Consider the following 17,108-nt stretch of genomic DNA (forward strand, 5'->3'; position numbering starts at 1 on the left):
ATGCGGCGCCCCGCTCCTCTTCCGAGCACCCCGGAGCGTCCGCGGCGCGAGGATCCTCCTGCACGTCGGAGTCCACGGGTTCCCGTCGTCGGTGACGAGCCGGAGCAGAGCGAGCGCGACGAGCATGTCCCCGGCGGGGAGACGGCCGTCATCGACGAGGCGGCGATCATCGACGAGAGCGAGCAGCCGACGTCTGCACGCGACGTGTGGCGGGCGTCACGGGCGCGGCGGAAGGCGCTGCGAGCGGAGATCCGCCGCTTCACCCAGCGATCGCGACGTCGTCGCCTCGTCTGGCTGAGCGCGCTGGGTGCGGTGCTCCTGCTCATCGGCGGCAGCGTCGCGGCGGCGTACAGCCCGCTGTTCGCGGTCGAGAAGATCACCGTGGTCGGTGCGTCGACGCTCGATCCTGCCGCCGTCGAAGCCGCATTGGGTGATCAGATCGGAACTCCGCTCGCGCTGGTGAGCTCGAGCGAGATCAAGGCGGCCCTGCTCGCCTTCCCGCTGATCGAGACGTATGCCCTCGAGGCGCAGCCGCCGCATGATCTGACCGTGCGCATCGTCGAGCGGACGCCGGTGGGAGTGATTCGATCGGATGCCGGTTACACCCTGGTCGATGCGGCGGGGGTCGTGCTCTCGACGACGACCGACCAGCCCGCGGGGCAGCCCATCCTCGATATCGCGGGGGGAACGAACTCGCGGGCCTTCGAGAGTGCAGGTCTCGTCGTCCGGTCGCTTCCCGCAGACGTGCGGGCGATGCTCACCGGGGTCACGGCCTCGACGGCGGACGACGTCACACTCACGCTCGCATCCGGATTGACGGTGATCTGGGGGAGTGCGGAGGACTCGGTCGTGAAGGGGGTCGCGCTGGCAAGGTCCATCGCGATCAATCCGGACGCGGGATCCATCGATGTCAGCTCTCCCGACGTCGTCGTCATCGGGTGACGGGTTTCCACGCCAAACACACGACACGCCCGTGCCGGTGGCAGATCGGTGCGCCGTCGGCGCTTACCTTCGAAACAAGAGAAACAGATACCGGGAAATACTTTACACTTCTAGTTGAGGTTTAAGGTTCAGGCTTTCGGTATCACCCTAAACATCAGGCTCGAATACCTCGGAGGCCGGCCATGAGCCAGAACCAGAACTACCTCGCCGTGATCAAGGTCGTCGGCGTCGGCGGTGGCGGCGTCAACGCCGTGAACCGCATGATCGAGCTCGGCCTGCGCGGCGTCGAGTTCATCGCCGTGAACACCGACGCCCAGGCGCTGCTCATGAGCGACGCCGACGTCAAGCTCGACGTGGGCCGCGAGCTCACGCGCGGTCTCGGCGCGGGCGCCGACCCCGAGGTGGGTCGTCGGGCCGCAGAGGACCACGCCGAGGAGATCGAGCAGGCCCTCACCGGGGCCGACATGGTCTTCGTCACCGCGGGTGAGGGCGGCGGAACCGGAACCGGTGGCGCGCCCGTCGTCGCCCGCATCGCGAAGTCGATCGGCGCGCTGACCATCGGTGTCGTGACCAAGCCGTTCTCGTTCGAGGGGCGTCGTCGCCAGAGCCAGGCCGAGGCTGGCGTCGCCAAGCTCAAGGAAGAGGTCGACACCCTCATCGTGGTGCCGAACGACCGTCTCCTCGAGATCAGCGACCGGGGCATCTCGATGATCGAGGCGTTCGCCACCGCCGACCAGGTGCTCCTCGCGGGTGTCCAGGGCATCACCGACCTCATCACGACCCCCGGTCTCATCAACCTCGACTTCGCCGACGTCAAGTCGGTGATGCAGGGGGCGGGGTCCGCGCTCATGGGTATCGGATCGGCGCGCGGTGCGGATCGTGCGATCAAGGCCGCCGAGCTCGCGGTCGAGTCGCCGCTGCTCGAGGCGTCGATCGAGGGAGCTCACGGCGTGCTGCTGTCGATCCAGGGCGGATCGAACCTCGGGATCTTCGAGATCCACGATGCAGCAGACCTCGTGAAGGAGGCGGCGCACCCCGAGGCCAACATCATCTTCGGAACGGTCATCGACGACACCCTCGGCGACGAGGTGCGCGTGACCGTGATCGCGGCAGGCTTCGACGGAGGCGAGCCCTCTCTCCGCCTCGACCCGATGGTCGTGTCGCGCCCCGCCGCGACGACGCTCCCCGAGGTCGCCCTCGCTGAGGAGACCACGGAGTCGGCTCCGGTGGAGAAGCCCGCCGAGGCGGAGCCGGTGCAGCAGCAGCGCTACGCGACGACCAGCATCGAGCCGGCCATCGCGGATGACGACATCGACATCCCCGAATTCCTGAAGTGATCGGAAGCGAGGCTTCCGCCCCCGGAGGGCGGGAGCCCGTCGGCCTTGCCGAGCGGCTGTCGGCGATCGATCTGCGGATCGCTGACGCCGCGCGGTCGGCTGGGCGAGATGCGAGTGAGATCACCCGCATCGTCGTGACGAAGTTCCACCCTGCGTCCCTCGTGCGCGAGCTCCATGGGCTCGGCGTGAGGGAGGTCGGCGAGAACCGCCAGCAGGAACTCAGCGCGAAGACGGCCGATCTCACCGACCTCGACGATCTGCGGTGGCATTTCATCGGCCAGGCCCAGACCAACAAGGCCGCGGCGATCAGACGGAGTGCGGATGCCGTGCACTCCGTGGACAGATCGAGACTCGCCGACGCGCTGCATCGTGCCGCCGACTCGGATGACGTGCTGGACGTCCTCGTGCAGGTCAACCTGACGGACGACCCGGGGCGGGGCGGTGTGGCGCCCGGCGAGGCCCGCGCACTCGCCGAGCACGTCAAGACGCTTTCCTCTCTGCGATTGCGCGGAGTAATGGCCGTAGCCCCGCTCGACGAGGATCCGACCCCGGCCTTCGAGCGTCTGCGGGTGATCGCCGACGGCATCCGCTCGGTCGATCCTGCGGCGACGTGGATCTCCGCCGGGATGACCGGCGACTTCGAGATCGCCATCGCTGCGGGCGCGACACACCTGCGGATCGGCTCCGCAATCACCGGACCCCGGCCTGACCGGGGTTAACCTGTCACAAGACCAGCCCGAATCGTTCGAACCGGAGGACACGATGGGTAACCCGCTGAAGAAGACCATGGTGTACCTCGGCCTCGCCGACGAGGAAGAAGTCTACGAAGAAGAGACGCAGGCTCCGGCGCGTTCCCAGCGGGAACGTGAGCGCGAGCGCGAGCGCGAAGAGCCCACTCCGGCTCCCATCACTCCGCTCCGCCGCCCGGTCGCCGTGCGTCAGCCCGCAGGAGGGGCAGTGAACGAGATCCTCACCGTGCACCCGAAGCAGTACCGCGATGCGCAGTTCATCGCCGAGAGCTTCCGTGAAGGCGTGCCGGTCATCATCAACCTGTCGCAGATGAGCGATGCGGACGCACGTCGTCTCATCGACTTCGCCAGCGGTCTCTCGCTCGGCCTGCACGGCCGCATCGAGCGCGTGACGTCGAAGGTCTTCCTACTGTCGCCCGAGAACATCGCGGTCTCCGGTCACGGCGGCATCGCGCACGCAGACTCCGAGTCTGCGGGCTTCGACCACTCCTGACATCCGTGGGGCTGGTCTCCGTCTTCGCCAGCATCGTCCATCTGGCGCTGCTGCTGTATCTGCTCGTGCTGTTCGCGAGGCTGATCCTCGACTACATCCCGATGTTCAATCGGGAGTGGCGACCCAAGGGATTCGGTCTGGTCGCCGCCGAGTTCGCGTACACGATCACCGATCCGCCGATCCGGTTCTTCCGCCGGTTCATCCCTCCGCTGCGGATCGGTACGATCTCCCTGGACTTCGGCTTCTCGCTGACGATCCTCGTCGTCCTGATCCTCATGAACATCGTCAGCATCTTCACCTGACCCCGACGTCACTTCGTGACCCCGGGGTGTCGCGACATCGCGCCTGACAGGTGCGGGGGCTATGCTTGGCTCCCAGGTGCGCGCCCCGGGTTCGCGCCTCATCACGACCGCGCCATTCACAACTGGCAACCGAACTCATCGAAGGAGCCATCATGGCACTCACCCCGGATGACGTCGTCACCAAGCAGTTCCAGCACGTCCGCTTCAAGGACGGTTTCGACCCGGACGAGGTGGACGACTTCCTCGACGAGATCGTCATCGAGTGGCGCAAGGCGCTCGAGGAGAACGCCGAGCTGAAGGCCAAGCTCGCCGCATACGAGTCCGGCGAGGCGACTCCCGCCGAGGCGGCCCCGGTCGCCGAGGTCCCTGCGCCCGTCGTCGAGCCTGCACCGGTTCCCGCGGAGCCCGCGCCGTCCGGCTCTGCAACCGCGACCGCAGGCATCATCGAGCTCGCCCAGCGCCTTCACGACGAGCACGTCGCCGAGGGTGAGGCGAAGCGCAACCAGCTCATCGCAGACGCCGAGAACGAGGTCAACCGCATCCGCACGGAGGCTGAGACCAAGCAGCGCGAGGAGACCGCCCGCCACGAGCGCGAGCGCAACGCCCTCGAGGCTCGCATCACCGAGCTCCGCAACTTCGAGCGCGACTACCGCACGCAGCTGCGCAGCTACATCGAGGGCCAGCTTCGCGACCTCGACGAGAAGTCGGCGTCGACGGACAACACTCCGGTCTCCGCGATCGGCCTGTAAGGCGCCCTCTTGTCAGGACGTCGTCCCCTTCGTCGGTCGGCGGCCGGTGCCATCGTTGCGATTCTCGCAGCGGTGGTGCTGGCCGCCGATCAGTTTGTGAAGTACCTCACGGTCGAGAACCTGCCTCTGCACGAGGCGGTCCCGGTTCTCGGTGAGTTCCTTCAGCTGTACTACGTGCGCAACTCGGGTGCCGCCTTCTCTCTCGGCTCCGAGGTCACCTGGATCTTCACGATCGCACTCACGGTCGTCGCCGTGGTGATCGTCTGGAAGGCCACGGGCCTGCGCTCGCGCCTCTGGGCCGTCGTGCTCGGCTGCCTGCTCGGCGGAGTGCTGGGCAACCTCGGCGACCGGCTCTTCCGGGAACCGGGATTCGCCGTCGGACACGTCGTCGACATGATCTCGATGCCGTGGATGCTTCCCGCGATCTTCAACGTCGCGGACATCTTCATCGTCAGCGGAATGATCTCGGTGGCTCTGCTCGTGGTGTTCGGGCTCCGTTTCGACGGGACCCGCGAGCGCGACCACGCGCCCGTGGAGACCGATGAGGAAGCCGAGGCGGCTGCGATCGCCGAGGAGGCGCCTGAGCCCGCCACCGACGCCGAGACCGAGGTCGGCGGTATCACCGACGCGGGCACTGCGACAGGGGAGCGCTGAGTGGAGTCCCGCTCCCTGCCCGTCCCCGACGGACTCGACGGTGTGCGCGTGGATGCGGCGCTGGCGAAGATGCTGGGATTCTCTCGGACCTTCGCCGCGGAGGTCGCCGCGGCCGGCGGCGTGAGCCTCGACGGCGTGGCGCTGGACAAGTCCGATCGGCTGCGCGGCGGCGGCTGGCTCGACGTCGAATGGCAGCCGAAGGAGGAGCCGCGGATCATCCCTGTGGCTGTTCCGGAGCTGGGGATCGTCTACGACGATGACGACATCGTGGTGGTGGACAAGCCGACCGGTGTCGCGGCCCATCCGTCGCTCGGCTGGGACGGACCCACCGTGGTCGGTGCTCTCGCCGCGGCGGGCTTCCGCATCGCCACCAGCGGCGCGCCCGAGCGTCAGGGTGTGGTGCACCGTCTGGACGTGGGCACCAGCGGCTTGATGGTCGTCGCGAAGACCGAGAGCGCGTACACCGCGCTCAAGCGGGCGTTCAAGGAGCGCACCGTCGAGAAGATCTATCACGCGGTCGTGCAGGGTCACCCCGATCCGCTCGTCGGCACGATCGACGCGCCGATCGGCCGTCATGCGAGTCATTCGTGGAAGTTCGCGGTGCGGCCGGACGGCAAGCCATCCGTGACGCACTACGAGACCCTCGAGGCTTTTCCCGGAGCGTCGCTGCTCGAGATCCATCTCGAGACCGGCCGAACGCACCAGATCCGGGTGCACATGGCCGCGATGCGGCATCCGTGCGTCGGCGACCCGCTCTACGGAGCCGACCCGACGCTGTCCGCGCGGCTGGGTCTTACCCGGCAGTGGCTGCACGCGCACCAGTTGGCGTTCACACACCCGGCGTCGGGGGAGTGGGTGCAGTTCGAGTCCGGCTATCCCGCCGACTTCCAGCATGCTCTCGAGGTGCTGCGAGGCGAGTGAGGATGTCGGATGCCGCTGGCACACTGATCCTATGAGAATAGAGGTGCGTCCGGCCACGGAGTTCGACGATGTCGCGGCCGTCGTCGGACCGAAGAACCCCTCATCGAACGTGTGCTTCTGCCTGAACTACCGGCTGGGATCGACCGAGGCGAAGAAGCTTCGCGAGCCGGATCGGTCGGCGAAGGTACGCGAGCTGTGCGATCACGACCCGCCGCCGGGCGTCATCGCATACATCGGCGGCGAGCCGATCGGGTGGGCGGCGCTGCATCCACGACGAGACACGAGTTTCGCCAGTAATCGCCTGATCCCGCATATCGATGATCTCGACGTGTGGTCGCTGTGGTGCTTCAGAGTGCGCCCGGGGCATCGCGGACAGGGCGTGTTGCATGCACTCGTCGACGGAGCGGTCGCTTATGCGCGTGAACGCGGGGCTCCGGCGATCGAGGGGTATCCGCTCGACAATGCCGGTGCTGCCGTGAACCAGACGATGGCCTACGTCGGCACCAGGTCGCTGTTCGAGTCGGCAGGGTTCGCCAAGGCCGCCGACACGGGGTCGGTCCTCGATGGTTTCCCGCGGGTGCTCATGCGACGGGATCTGCGCTGAGCTGCGCCGGCGCCGAGAATTCGTGAACCGAAACCCCGCGCACGGGCAATACATAGTGTGAGCACAGACAGCGAGATCATCCTGCGGTCGTTGGATGACCCCGGCGCATTCGCCGAGATCTTCGAGAGGCACGTCCGCTCGGTGGGAGGGTACATCCGACGCCGTGTCGGCACGGACGCTATCGAGGACGTCCTCAGCGAGACGTTCCTCGTCGCCTTCCGCAAGCGTGCGGGATACGACCAGGATGCGGCGTCGGCGCGACCGTGGCTCCTCGGGATCGCGACCCGGCTCGTCGCACGCCATCGTGCGGACGAAGCGCGGCAGTGGCGCGCGTTCGCGGTGTCGGCATCAGCGAGCGAAGCGGCTGCGGAGACACCGCATCTCGCGTCGGATGCGCGCCTCGATGCGGACGCCGCGCTGCGGGATCTCGCGCCCCGGATCGCCGCGCTGTCCTCGAGGGACCGCGACACACTCCTGCTTCATGCATGGGGAGACCTGACCTATGAGCAGATCGCCGATGCGCTGGGCGTGCCGGTCGGCACCGTCAGGTCCCGACTGAATCGCGTCCGCCGCAAGCTCGCACCGCCAGGTTCGCACAGTGCGACCCGGCTGACCTGGATGGCGAAGGAGGAGAACGATGGAGCTTATCGAGCGGGTGCGTGAGATCGGGGTCGAGGAGGCGACGGTCACGGACGACTCCGTGCGGACGGCGCGGTTCGCCCTCACGCGCGAGGTGGCGCGTAGTGCCCGGCCGGAGCGGACTCGACGGCGGCAGAGGGCATGGGCGGGTGCGGGCATCGGCGGACTCGTGGCCGGAGCCGCCGTGACGGCACTGGTCGCAGGCTGGGTGCTCGCACCGGCGGAGGCGCCGAGCGCCGCTGCGGCCGAGGTCTTCGAGCAGGCCGCACTGTCGGTGCGCCCTGTCGGCCCGCTGCTGGAAGCCGGCCAGTACCTGCGGACCGATGTGACGACGGACTACCTCGTCACGAACGCCGACAACGGCGTTCCCCGCGACCCGAGCGCGGATGCCGGATTTGTCGAGCGCGTCATCACCGTCTACTACGTGCCTGCGGATCGTGCCGACGACTGGCTCGTCGACGACCGCGCGCCTCGGGAGATCGTCGAGATGATCGGCTCAGGGGCAGAGGACTTCCTGGAGAGCGTGCGTGCCGGTGGGGAGACCCGATCCGGCCGGATAGAGGCGCTTCCGGCGGGGATCCAAGGGGGCGCCCCCTTGGACCGGTTCCGTGACCAGTACGACAGCCTTCCCCGCGACCCGGAGGAGCTGCGCGCCTGGGCGAAGGAGGAGGGGCAGGGCAGCGAGGTGAAGCCGCTGATGGACCTCGTCTGGCTGGACCTTCCCCCGGCGGACCTGCGGGCAGCGGCCTATCGCGCCCTTGCGCTCGTGCCCGGTTTCACGGTGACCGACAGTCGAGACGGACTCATCACGCTCGAGCGCAGTGAGGAGATCGGCGCGGGGGAGACCCTCGTCTCGACGCTGGTGGTCGACGTCGCCAGCGGTCAGATGCGCTCCTACTCCTCGTCGATCCAGCGGAACACAGGACCCGGCATCGCACCCGACGGGGTTCCGGACATGCGCATGACGTTCACCTCCGAGGTCGTGGACTCTGCGCCGTAGTCTTGGCATCCTTCTCGCCCGGGGCAGGCGATCCCGCCGGAGAGAGAACGGTCTGCGAAGGATCCTTCTCGGCGAGATCGCCTGCGTCTGCCTCCGGGACAACGCCGATACCGCGGCGCACGGCCTGCGATGTCGGATGCCGAAAGTAGACTCGAACCATGGCATCCGACTCCTTCGTCCACCTGCACGTGCACAGCGAGTATTCGATGCTCGACGGAGCGGCGAAGATCAGCGCGATGACTCAGGCAGCCGCCGATTACGGCATGCCGGCGATCGCCGTGACGGACCACGGCAACACCTTCGCGGCCTTCGAGTTCTATCGCGCGGCGCAGAACGCCGGTGTCAAGCCGATCATCGGCCTCGAGGCCTACGTCACCCCCGGAACGCACCGCAGCGACAAGACCCGCGTGCAGTGGGGGTCGCCGGACCAGAAGAGCGACGACGTCTCCGGTTCCGGCGCCTACACGCACATGACGCTGTGGAGCCAGAGCACGCAGGGCATGCACAACCTGTTCCGCCTCAGCTCCCGGTCGAGCATGGAGGGCTACTACTTCAAACCGCGGATGGACCGCGAATTGCTGCAGACGTACGGCAAGGGGCTCATCGCGACGACCGGATGCCCCTCGGGCGAGGTGCAGACGCGGCTGCGACTCGGACAGTACGAAGCGGCGCGCGCTGCGGCAGCCGAGTTCCAGGACATCTTCGGCAAGGAGAACTACTTCGCCGAGATCATGGACCACGGCCTCTCCATCGAGCGCCGCGTCATGACCGATCTGCTGCGACTCTCGAAGGACCTGGGAATCCCGCTCGTCGCGACGAACGACTCCCACTACACGCATCAGCACGAGGCCGACGCGCACGCCGCGCTCCTCTGCGTCCAGTCCGGCTCCACGCTCGACGACCCGAACCGGTTCAAGTTCGACGGCGACGGCTACTACATCAAGACCGCTGCCGAGATGCGTCAGATGTTCCGCGACCACCCGGAGGCCTGCGACAACACGCTCCTCATCGCCGAGCGCTGCGAGGTGGAGTTCAACACCTCGGCCAACTTCATGCCCCGCTTCCCCGTCCCCGACGGGGAGACCGAGGACAGCTGGCTGATCAAAGAGGTCGAGAACGGCCTGCACTACCGGTACCCGGGTGGCATCCCCGACAAGGTCCGCAAGCAGGCGGAGTACGAGACCGACATCATCCTGCAGATGGGATTCCCCGGCTACTTCCTCGTCGTCGCCGACTTCATCAACTGGGCGAAGGACAACGGCATCCGCGTCGGTCCGGGGCGTGGTTCCGGTGCAGGGTCGATGGTCGCCTACGCCATGAAGATCACCGACCTCGACCCGCTCGAGCACGGCCTCATCTTCGAACGCTTCCTCAACCCCGATCGCGTGTCGATGCCCGACTTCGACGTCGACTTCGATGACCGTCGCCGCGGCGAGGTCATCGAGTACGTGACCGAGAAGTACGGCTCCGAGCGCGTCGCGCAGATCGTCACCTACGGGACGATCAAGTCCAAGCAGGCGCTGAAGGATGCCGGCCGCGTCCTCGGCTTCCCTTTCAGCATGGGCGAGCGTCTCACGAAGGCCATGCCGCCGCCCGTCATGGGCAAGGACATGGAACTCGGCGGCATGTTCGACTCCGAGCACAAGCGCTTCAAGGAGGCCAGTGAGTTCCGTGCGCTCATCGAGACCGATCCCGAGGCCAAGACGGTGTTCGACCGTGCGCTCGGACTCGAGGGCCTGAAGCGTCAGTGGGGTGTCCACGCCGCCGGCGTCATCATGTCGTCCGAGCCGCTGCTCGACATCATCCCGATCATGCGCCGTGAGCAGGACGGCCAGATCGTCACTCAGTTCGACTATCCGTCGTGCGAGACGCTCGGGCTGATCAAGATGGACTTCCTGGGCCTGCGAAACCTGACGATCATCTCGGATGCTCTCGACAACATCCGCATGAACAGGGGAGAGGAGCTCGACCTCGAGCACCTGGCCCTCGACGACAAGGCGGCCTACGAACTGCTCACCCGCGGCGACACGCTCGGCGTGTTCCAGCTCGATGGCGGACCCATGCGCTCACTGCTTCGTCTGATGAAGCCGGACAACTTCGAAGACGTCTCGGCCGTCATCGCGCTCTACCGCCCGGGGCCCATGGGCGCGAACTCGCACACCAACTACGCGCTGCGCAAGAACGGCCTCCAGCCGGTCACCCCGATCCATCCCGAGCTCGAAGAGCCGCTCAAGGACATCCTCGACATCAGCTACGGCCTGATCATCTATCAGGAGCAGGTCATGGCGATCGCGCAGAAGGTGGCCGGGTTCTCCCTCGGTCAGGCCGACATCCTCCGCCGCGCGATGGGAAAGAAGAAGAAGTCCGAGCTCGACAAGCAGTACGAGGGCTTCCACGACGGCATGGTCGAGCGCGGCTTCGGCGAGGGTGCCATCAAGGCGCTGTGGGACATCCTGCTCCCGTTCTCCGACTACGCCTTCAACAAAGCCCATTCGGCCGCGTACGGTCTCGTGTCGTACTGGACCGCGTATCTCAAGGCGCACTATCCCGCCGAGTACATGGCCGCGCTGCTCACCAGCGTCGGCGACTCCAAGGACAAGATGGCGCTGTACCTGAACGAGTGCCGTCGCATGGGCATCAAGGTGCTCCCGCCCGACGTCTCCGAATCGATCAACTTCTTCGCGGCCGTCGGCGACGACATCCGTTTCGGTCTCGGTGCCGTGCGCAACGTCGGCAGCAACGTCGTCGACGGAATCGTCGCGGCGCGCAAGAACGAGCGCTTCACGTCGTTCCATCACTTCCTCGACAAGGTGCCGCTGCACGTCTCGAACAAGCGCACCGTGGAATCCCTGATCAAGGCCGGTGCGTTCGACTCCATGGGAGACTCCCGGCGCGCGCTGATGGAGATCCACGAGGATGCCGTGGAAGCAGCGGTGGACCGCAAGCGCAACGAGGCCCAGGGAGCGATCGGTTTCGACTTCGACAGCCTCTACGACGACATGGAAGAGGCGGCCCCGGCCAAGGTGCCCGAGCGACCGGAGTGGGTGAAGAAGGACAAGCTCGCATTCGAACGCGAGATGCTCGGGCTCTACGTCTCGGACCACCCGCTCGCCGGCCTTGAAGTACCGCTCGCGAAGCACGCGTCGATCTCGATCCACAACCTCAACAACTCCGAGGACATCCAGGACGGCGACCAGGTCACCGTCGCCGGACTCGTGACGAGCGTGCAGCACCGCGTCGCCAAGGCGAGTGGCAACCCGTACGGCATGATCACGGTCGAGGACTTCAACGGTGAGGTCACCGTGATGTTCATGGGGAAGACCTACACCGAGTTCCAGCACATCCTGCAACAGGACTCGATCCTCGCCGTCCGGGGGCGGGTGTCACGGCGCGACGACGGACTGAACATCCATGCGCAGTCCGCATTCTCTCCGGACGTCGGCTCCTTCGATGCCGCCGGGCCGCTCGCGTTGGTCCTCGCGGAGCAGAGGGCCACCGAGCGCGCCATGAACGATCTCGCGGAGATCTTGCGCCGCCACAGGGGAGACACCGAGGTCGTGCTCCGCGTGTACCGAGGAGGCACAGCGAAGGTGTTCGACGTGCCCATGCCGGTGAAGGTGTCCGCAGATCTGTTCGGTGACCTCAAGTCACTCCTCGGACCTTCCTGTCTGGGTTGACCAGGTACTATCGCAGGGCGTTAAGCACGCGATCCCCCCTCCGCGTGCCGTGACGAAAGGAAGACCGATGAGCACCGAGCTGCCAGAGAACACCGATCCCGACTTCGTGGACACTGACGCTGAGGACTCCGACATCGAGGACACCGATGCCGAGTACATCGACGATGGTGTGCTGTACGACGACGAGGTCACGCCGGAGTACGGCATCCTCGGGTTCACCCTGCGGGAGCTGCTCATCGTCGGCGCGTGGGCGCTCCTGTTCATCGTCTCGTTCTTCCCCCTCGGCTGGTCCGGCTCGCTGTGGGAGCAGGGCATCTCCTGGATCCTTCCGGTGGGAGCGCCGACCGCAGCCGTCTTCCTGCTCGTCCTGCGCCGGTTCTCGCCCGACGGCATCCGCCGGGTCGGATCCCTCGGCATCGACCAGTTCGCATCCGTCACGTTCTCCGTGGCGGCGATCTGGTGGGCGCAGCAACTGTGGCAGTACGTGAGCGTGATCCTGGGCGTCGGCTCCGACGCGATCGTCTGGGTGCCGTGGGTCCAACTGGTGCTCTCGCTCGCCCTCGTCGTCTTCACCGTGTTCGCGCCGATCGTGCCCGGCCTCAAGGAGGACTTCCACGGGAGGCTCGTCACCCTCGCACACCGGAACGCGAATCCCGTTCGCCCGGTGATCCCGCGGCCACAGCCCGAGCGCGTGGCGGTCGAGCCCGGTACGTCTGCCGCCGCCGGGTCGCAGGCCCAGCCGATCGATGACGTCGATCCCGATGCCACGTCCGTCGTTCCCACATCCGGCTTCCCCACTTCTGCTTTCCCCACGTCGGTCGCACCCCCCGTCGCCGGGCAGACGACCGAGCGGAGTTCTGCCACCTCATCGAACGCGCCGGTTCCGAGCGCGACCTCGTCTTCGCCGGAGCAGGTCGACGTCGCGCACCCGTCCGAACCTGAGGCGTCGGCACCCGAGATCGAAGCGCCGCCCGTCGGGCAGGATGTCCCTGTCGTCGTCGTGGACGACGCGGCCCCGATGGCGGACTCTGAGACACGGCAGCTCCCGCAGCTCGACGTCGAGCTCTCCGACCTCGAGACCACCGACCAGTTCGCGCGCGGTGACCTGGCGCCCCGGATCGGGCTGGCCGAGCATGCCTCCGGGGGCGGAACCGGGAACAGCGATGCCGCGGCCGACGAGGACTACACGCCCTCGTACTCGCGTCGATCGCGTGGCCAGGAGATCGCGTACGACACCGACAGCATCCTCGAACTCGTGACTCCCGACCCGGATCCCGAGCCGGCCGTGGGCCACCGCGGTCCGGACAACGACGTCGAGACGACGCGGCCTCGTGAGGCCGTCCTCGACGCCCAGCCCTTCTGGATCCTCGCAGGCACCGAACGGGACGTGCACGATGAGCGCGGCGAGGTGCTGTTCCGGATCGGTCCGTCCGCGTGGACGCTCGTGATCGAGGACCGCGGGGGGGCCTACGTCGTCCGACATGACGATGGGCGCATCGGCTACCTGCACGACATCACGAACATCACGAGAGGCTGACAGTGCGCACGATCGACCTGCGGGGGCGCGAGCTCTCGCCCGCTGACATGCTCGCCTCTGTTCCCCGCGCCACGCAGGCGCGCGCCGAGGCCCTCGACACCGCCTCGCGCATCGTCGATGACGTCCGCGATCGTGGTGAGGAAGCTCTGCGCGAGCAGGCCGAACGATTCGACCGGGTGAGCGGGCACGCGATCCGCGTTCCGCTCGCACACATCGACGATGCGCTGGCGGGCCTCGACCCGGACGTGCGAGCCGCGCTCGAAGAGGCCATCCGCCGCGTGCGCATCGGCTCGGCCGCGCAGGTGCCGGAGCCCCAGGTGACCGATCTCGGCCCCGGCGCGAGGATCACCCAGCGCTGGCAGCCCGTGCACCGAGTCGGGGTGTACATCCCCGGCGGCAAGGCCGTGTACCCGTCCAGCGTCGTGATGAACGTCGTCCCCGCACAGGTGGCGGGAGTGGAACAGATCGCGCTCGCGTCGCCCGCGCAGCACGACCAGGACGGCCGCATCCACCCCACGATCCTCGCGGCTGCAGGTCTGCTCGGAATCACCGAGGTCTACGCGATCGGCGGCGCCGGTGCCATCGGTGCCTTCGCCCACGGCGTCGCATCGATCGGGCTCGATCCGGTGGATGTGATCTCCGGCCCCGGCAACAACTACGTCGCCTCGGCGAAACGCGCCGTCGCCGGCATCGTCGGCACGGATTCCGAGGCCGGTGCCACCGAGATCCTCGTGGTGGCCGATGCTCACGCAGATCCTCGCCTCATCGCTGCCGATCTCGTGAGCCAGGCGGAGCACGACGAACAGGCCTCAGCGGTGCTCGTGACGGACTCCGTCGAGATCGCGGAACGCGTGGCGACGCACGTGGCCGCCCTCGCGACGGCGACGCGTCACTCCGAACGTGTGAACGCGGCGTTGGACGGCCCGCAGTCGGCGATCGTCCTCGTCGACGATCGCGCGATGGCCACAGCCTTCAGCAACGCCTATGCGCCCGAACACCTCGAACTCCACCTCCAGGACGCAGAGGATGCGGCATCCGCCTTCACCAGTGCTGGCGCCGTCTTCGTGGGCGACCATACTCCGGTCAGCCTCGGCGACTACATGGCAGGCAGCAACCACGTGTTGCCCACCGGGGGACAGGCGAGGTACGCCCCCGGACTCGGTGCGTACACGTTCCTGCGCCCTCAGCAGGTGATCTCTTACGATCGCGAGGCGCTCCGCGTCGTCCGCGACGGTGTGGTCGCTCTCGCGGCGAGCGAGGTGCTGCCCGCGCACGGCGAGGCGATCGAGGCGCGCTTCTCGGCGTAGGATCTTCAGGTGCACTGCCCTTTCTGCCGCCACCCGGACTCGCGCGTCATCGACTCGCGCACCAGCGACGACGGCCTGTCCATCCGTCGACGCCGTCAGTGCCCCGAGTGCGGCGGACGCTTCACCACCACTGAGACGGCGAGCCTGAACGTGATCAAGCGATCCGGCGTGATGGAGCCGTTCAGCCGCGACAAGGTCATCGCGGGAGTGCGGAAGGCCTGCCAGGGTCGCCCCGTCACGGAGGCCGACCTCGCGATCCTCGCGCAGCGCGTGGAAGAGGCTGTGCGCCAGACCGGAGTGTCCCAGCTCGAAGCGAACGAGATCGGTCTCGCGATCCTCGGGCCGCTCCGTGATCTCGACGAGGTCGCGTATCTCCGTTTCGCGAGCGTCTACCAGGCTTTCGACTCTCTCGAGGACTTCGACGCGGCGATCAGCGACCTGCGAGCGGATCACGCAGAGCAGGCGTAGTCCGGCCCAGTAGTCTGGCAGTGATGTATCCACTGCTCTTCCGCGCCGTTCTCACGCGCTTCGACCCCGAGTTCGCCCATCACGCCGGCATGGCGGTGATCCGTGTGCTCGGGACGAGGCCGTTCTCCTGGGCGACGTCGGCGTTCACCAAGCCCGATCCGTCCCTCGCGGTCGAGGCTCTCGGACTGACCTTCCCGACACCGTTCGGCATCGCCGCCGGCTTCGACAAGAACGCCGTCGGCGTCCGGGGGCTCGCGGCGCTCGGCTTCGGCCACGTCGAGGTCGGCACCATCACCGCGATCCCGCAGGACGGCAATCCCCGGCCTCGTCTCTTCCGCCTCGTCGCCGACCGCGGCGTCATCAATCGCATGGGCTTCAACAACAAGGGAGCGGATGCCGCTGCCCGAAGGCTCGCCCGGCTGCGACGCGGTGCCCCGAACACGATCATCGGCGTCAACATCGGCAAGAGTCGGGTCGTGGAGGTCGAGAACGCGACCGCCGATTACGTCGAGTCCGCGAGGAAGCTCGCCCCGCTCGCCGACTACCTCGCCATCAACGTGTCTTCGCCCAACACGCCGGGGCTCCGCGGCCTCCAGGCGGTCGAGACCCTCGCTCCGCTCCTGCGAGCGGTGAAGGAGGCCTCAGCCGGCACTCCGCTGCTGGTCAAGATCGCTCCCGACCTGCCGGACGAGGAGATCACCGCGATCGCTCAGCTCGCCGTCGCCGAAGGACTCGACGGCATCATCGCGAACAACACGACGATCTCCCGAGAGGGCCTGCTCACAGACTCCACCGAGGTCGAGGCGATGGGGGCGGGCGGACTCTCCGGCGCTCCCCTCAAGGAGCGTTCCCTGCAGGTGCTGCGTGTCGTGCGGGCGGCCGTGCCCGAGGAGTTCTGCGTCATCGCCGTCGGAGGAGTCGAGACCCCCGCCGACGTGCAGGAGCGTCTCCAGGCCGGAGCCGATCTCGTCCAGGGATACACCGCCTTCCTCTACCGCGGTCCGTTCTGGGGCCGGGAGATCAACAGGGGCCTGCGCCGCCGCTGATCCCCATCACCGTCGAGCATGAACGATGCCCCGTGCTCCAAGGAGCACGGGGCATCGTCGTGAGTCGGTGGATCAGGCAGGGTAGTCGCCGCGCCGGACCTGAGGCTTGGGCAGGCGCATGAAGCGCATCTGCAGCGAGCGCATCGCGGCGTACCATCCGAGGCCGCGCTCGAGGCGCTCCTTGCCGAACTTCGCCGCCGCTTTGCGCTTGACGCGCTGGGCGAGGAGGACCATGCCGCCGATCGAGATGACCAGATAGCCGAGCATGACGAGGTACGCCCAGTAGGCGATGACCGTGATCGGCACGAGCGAGGCGATGATGACCAGCACCATGATGCCCATCACGAACTCGGCCGGGTGCCACCCGGCATCCACATAGTCGCGCACCCAACGGCGCTGCGGGCCCTTGTCGCGCGCGGGGAGGTACTTCTCCTCACCGGCCGCGAGGCCGGCCTGCGCGCGATTGCGGCGCTCGTTCAGCTCGGCGCGCGCCGCTGCCTTCGCCTCCTTGGTGTTGGCGACGAGCGGGCGTCGGCGTGCGGCCTCCTGCTCGGCGCGGGTCGGCGTCGCGCGACCCTTCCCGGAGGTCGGCGTCTCCGGAGCGTCGTCGTTCGTCGGAGGGGAGACGGGGTTCTTGGGCACGAGGTTCCTCGGTTCACATTCGGTGGATCACCTTAAGATTA

General features: G+C 67.4%; 17 protein-coding genes. 16 read left to right on the forward strand and 1 reads right to left on the reverse strand.

Annotated features, from left to right (window positions below; genetic code table 11):
* The 16 genes from ACI3KS_RS04555 (at window position 1) to ACI3KS_RS04630 (ending at window position 16,425) form a co-directional block, all read left to right on the forward strand.
* Entirely contained in the window at window positions 1-942 is a 942-nt protein-coding gene (locus tag ACI3KS_RS04555; protein WP_404915656.1) for an FtsQ-type POTRA domain-containing protein, read from the forward strand.
* Window positions 943-1,124: 182 nt separating this feature from the next.
* Window positions 1,125-2,279 carry a cell division protein FtsZ gene (gene ftsZ, locus ACI3KS_RS04560; protein ID WP_404915658.1) on the forward strand — a complete coding sequence of 385 codons (1,155 nt, stop codon included), beginning with the start codon at window positions 1,125-1,127 and terminating at the stop codon, window positions 2,277-2,279.
* The gene (locus ACI3KS_RS04565; protein WP_404915660.1) at window positions 2,276-2,998 is read left to right on the forward strand and encodes a YggS family pyridoxal phosphate-dependent enzyme; all 723 of its coding nucleotides are present in this window, start codon (window positions 2,276-2,278) and stop codon (window positions 2,996-2,998) included. The genes ftsZ and ACI3KS_RS04565 overlap by 4 nt, the downstream gene beginning before the upstream one ends.
* Before the next feature lie 43 nt (window positions 2,999-3,041).
* Window positions 3,042-3,521: a cell division protein SepF gene (locus ACI3KS_RS04570; RefSeq protein WP_404915662.1), complete on the forward strand. Its 480-nt coding sequence runs from the start codon at window positions 3,042-3,044 to the stop codon at window positions 3,519-3,521.
* A gap of 5 nt (window positions 3,522-3,526) precedes the next feature.
* Window positions 3,527-3,823 carry a YggT family protein gene (locus tag ACI3KS_RS04575; RefSeq protein WP_404915664.1) on the forward strand — a complete coding sequence of 99 codons (297 nt, stop codon included), beginning with the start codon at window positions 3,527-3,529 and terminating at the stop codon, window positions 3,821-3,823.
* A gap of 152 nt (window positions 3,824-3,975) precedes the next feature.
* Window positions 3,976-4,572, forward strand: a complete 597-nt coding sequence (locus ACI3KS_RS04580) for a DivIVA domain-containing protein (RefSeq protein ID WP_404915666.1) — start codon at window positions 3,976-3,978, stop codon at window positions 4,570-4,572.
* Window positions 4,573-4,581: 9 nt separating this feature from the next.
* Complete coding sequence (gene lspA, locus ACI3KS_RS04585; RefSeq protein ID WP_404915668.1) at window positions 4,582-5,226, forward strand: signal peptidase II; 645 nt, start codon at window positions 4,582-4,584, stop codon at window positions 5,224-5,226.
* Window positions 5,227-6,147: an RluA family pseudouridine synthase gene (locus tag ACI3KS_RS04590; RefSeq protein ID WP_404915670.1), complete on the forward strand. Its 921-nt coding sequence runs from the start codon at window positions 5,227-5,229 to the stop codon at window positions 6,145-6,147. It abuts the gene before it with no gap.
* 31 nt (window positions 6,148-6,178) lie between these two features.
* On the forward strand, window positions 6,179-6,751 hold the full coding sequence (locus ACI3KS_RS04595) for a GNAT family N-acetyltransferase (RefSeq protein ID WP_404915672.1): 573 nt from the start codon (window positions 6,179-6,181) through the stop codon (window positions 6,749-6,751).
* 57 nt (window positions 6,752-6,808) lie between these two features.
* A complete protein-coding gene (locus tag ACI3KS_RS04600; RefSeq protein ID WP_404915674.1) occupies window positions 6,809-7,414 on the forward strand; it encodes an RNA polymerase sigma factor in 606 nt (201 codons plus the stop codon).
* Complete coding sequence (locus ACI3KS_RS04605; RefSeq protein WP_404915676.1) at window positions 7,389-8,390, forward strand: hypothetical protein; 1,002 nt, start codon at window positions 7,389-7,391, stop codon at window positions 8,388-8,390. The genes ACI3KS_RS04600 and ACI3KS_RS04605 overlap by 26 nt, the downstream gene beginning before the upstream one ends.
* A gap of 158 nt (window positions 8,391-8,548) precedes the next feature.
* Window positions 8,549-12,067: a DNA polymerase III subunit alpha gene (dnaE, locus tag ACI3KS_RS04610; RefSeq protein WP_404915678.1), complete on the forward strand. Its 3,519-nt coding sequence runs from the start codon at window positions 8,549-8,551 to the stop codon at window positions 12,065-12,067.
* A gap of 67 nt (window positions 12,068-12,134) precedes the next feature.
* A complete protein-coding gene (locus ACI3KS_RS04615) occupies window positions 12,135-13,604 on the forward strand; it encodes a hypothetical protein (RefSeq protein WP_404915680.1) in 1,470 nt (489 codons plus the stop codon).
* 2 nt (window positions 13,605-13,606) lie between these two features.
* Window positions 13,607-14,911: a histidinol dehydrogenase gene (gene hisD / locus ACI3KS_RS04620; RefSeq protein ID WP_404915682.1), complete on the forward strand. Its 1,305-nt coding sequence runs from the start codon at window positions 13,607-13,609 to the stop codon at window positions 14,909-14,911.
* A gap of 9 nt (window positions 14,912-14,920) precedes the next feature.
* Window positions 14,921-15,379: a transcriptional regulator NrdR gene (gene nrdR, locus ACI3KS_RS04625; RefSeq protein WP_404915684.1), complete on the forward strand. Its 459-nt coding sequence runs from the start codon at window positions 14,921-14,923 to the stop codon at window positions 15,377-15,379.
* A 23-nt stretch (window positions 15,380-15,402) separates the two neighbouring features.
* Complete coding sequence (locus ACI3KS_RS04630) at window positions 15,403-16,425, forward strand: quinone-dependent dihydroorotate dehydrogenase (protein ID WP_404915686.1); 1,023 nt, start codon at window positions 15,403-15,405, stop codon at window positions 16,423-16,425.
* Window positions 16,426-16,497: 72 nt separating this feature from the next.
* Here ACI3KS_RS04630 and ACI3KS_RS04635 read toward each other — a convergent pair whose 3' ends face one another.
* A complete protein-coding gene (locus tag ACI3KS_RS04635) occupies window positions 16,498-17,067 on the reverse strand; it encodes a DUF3043 domain-containing protein (protein WP_404915688.1) in 570 nt (189 codons plus the stop codon).
* Window positions 17,068-17,108: the final 41 nt, after the last annotated feature.

This window comes from Microbacterium sp. ZW T5_45 (genome assembly GCF_044987415.1).
In the GTDB taxonomy this organism is placed as follows: domain Bacteria; phylum Actinomycetota; class Actinomycetes; order Actinomycetales; family Microbacteriaceae; genus Microbacterium.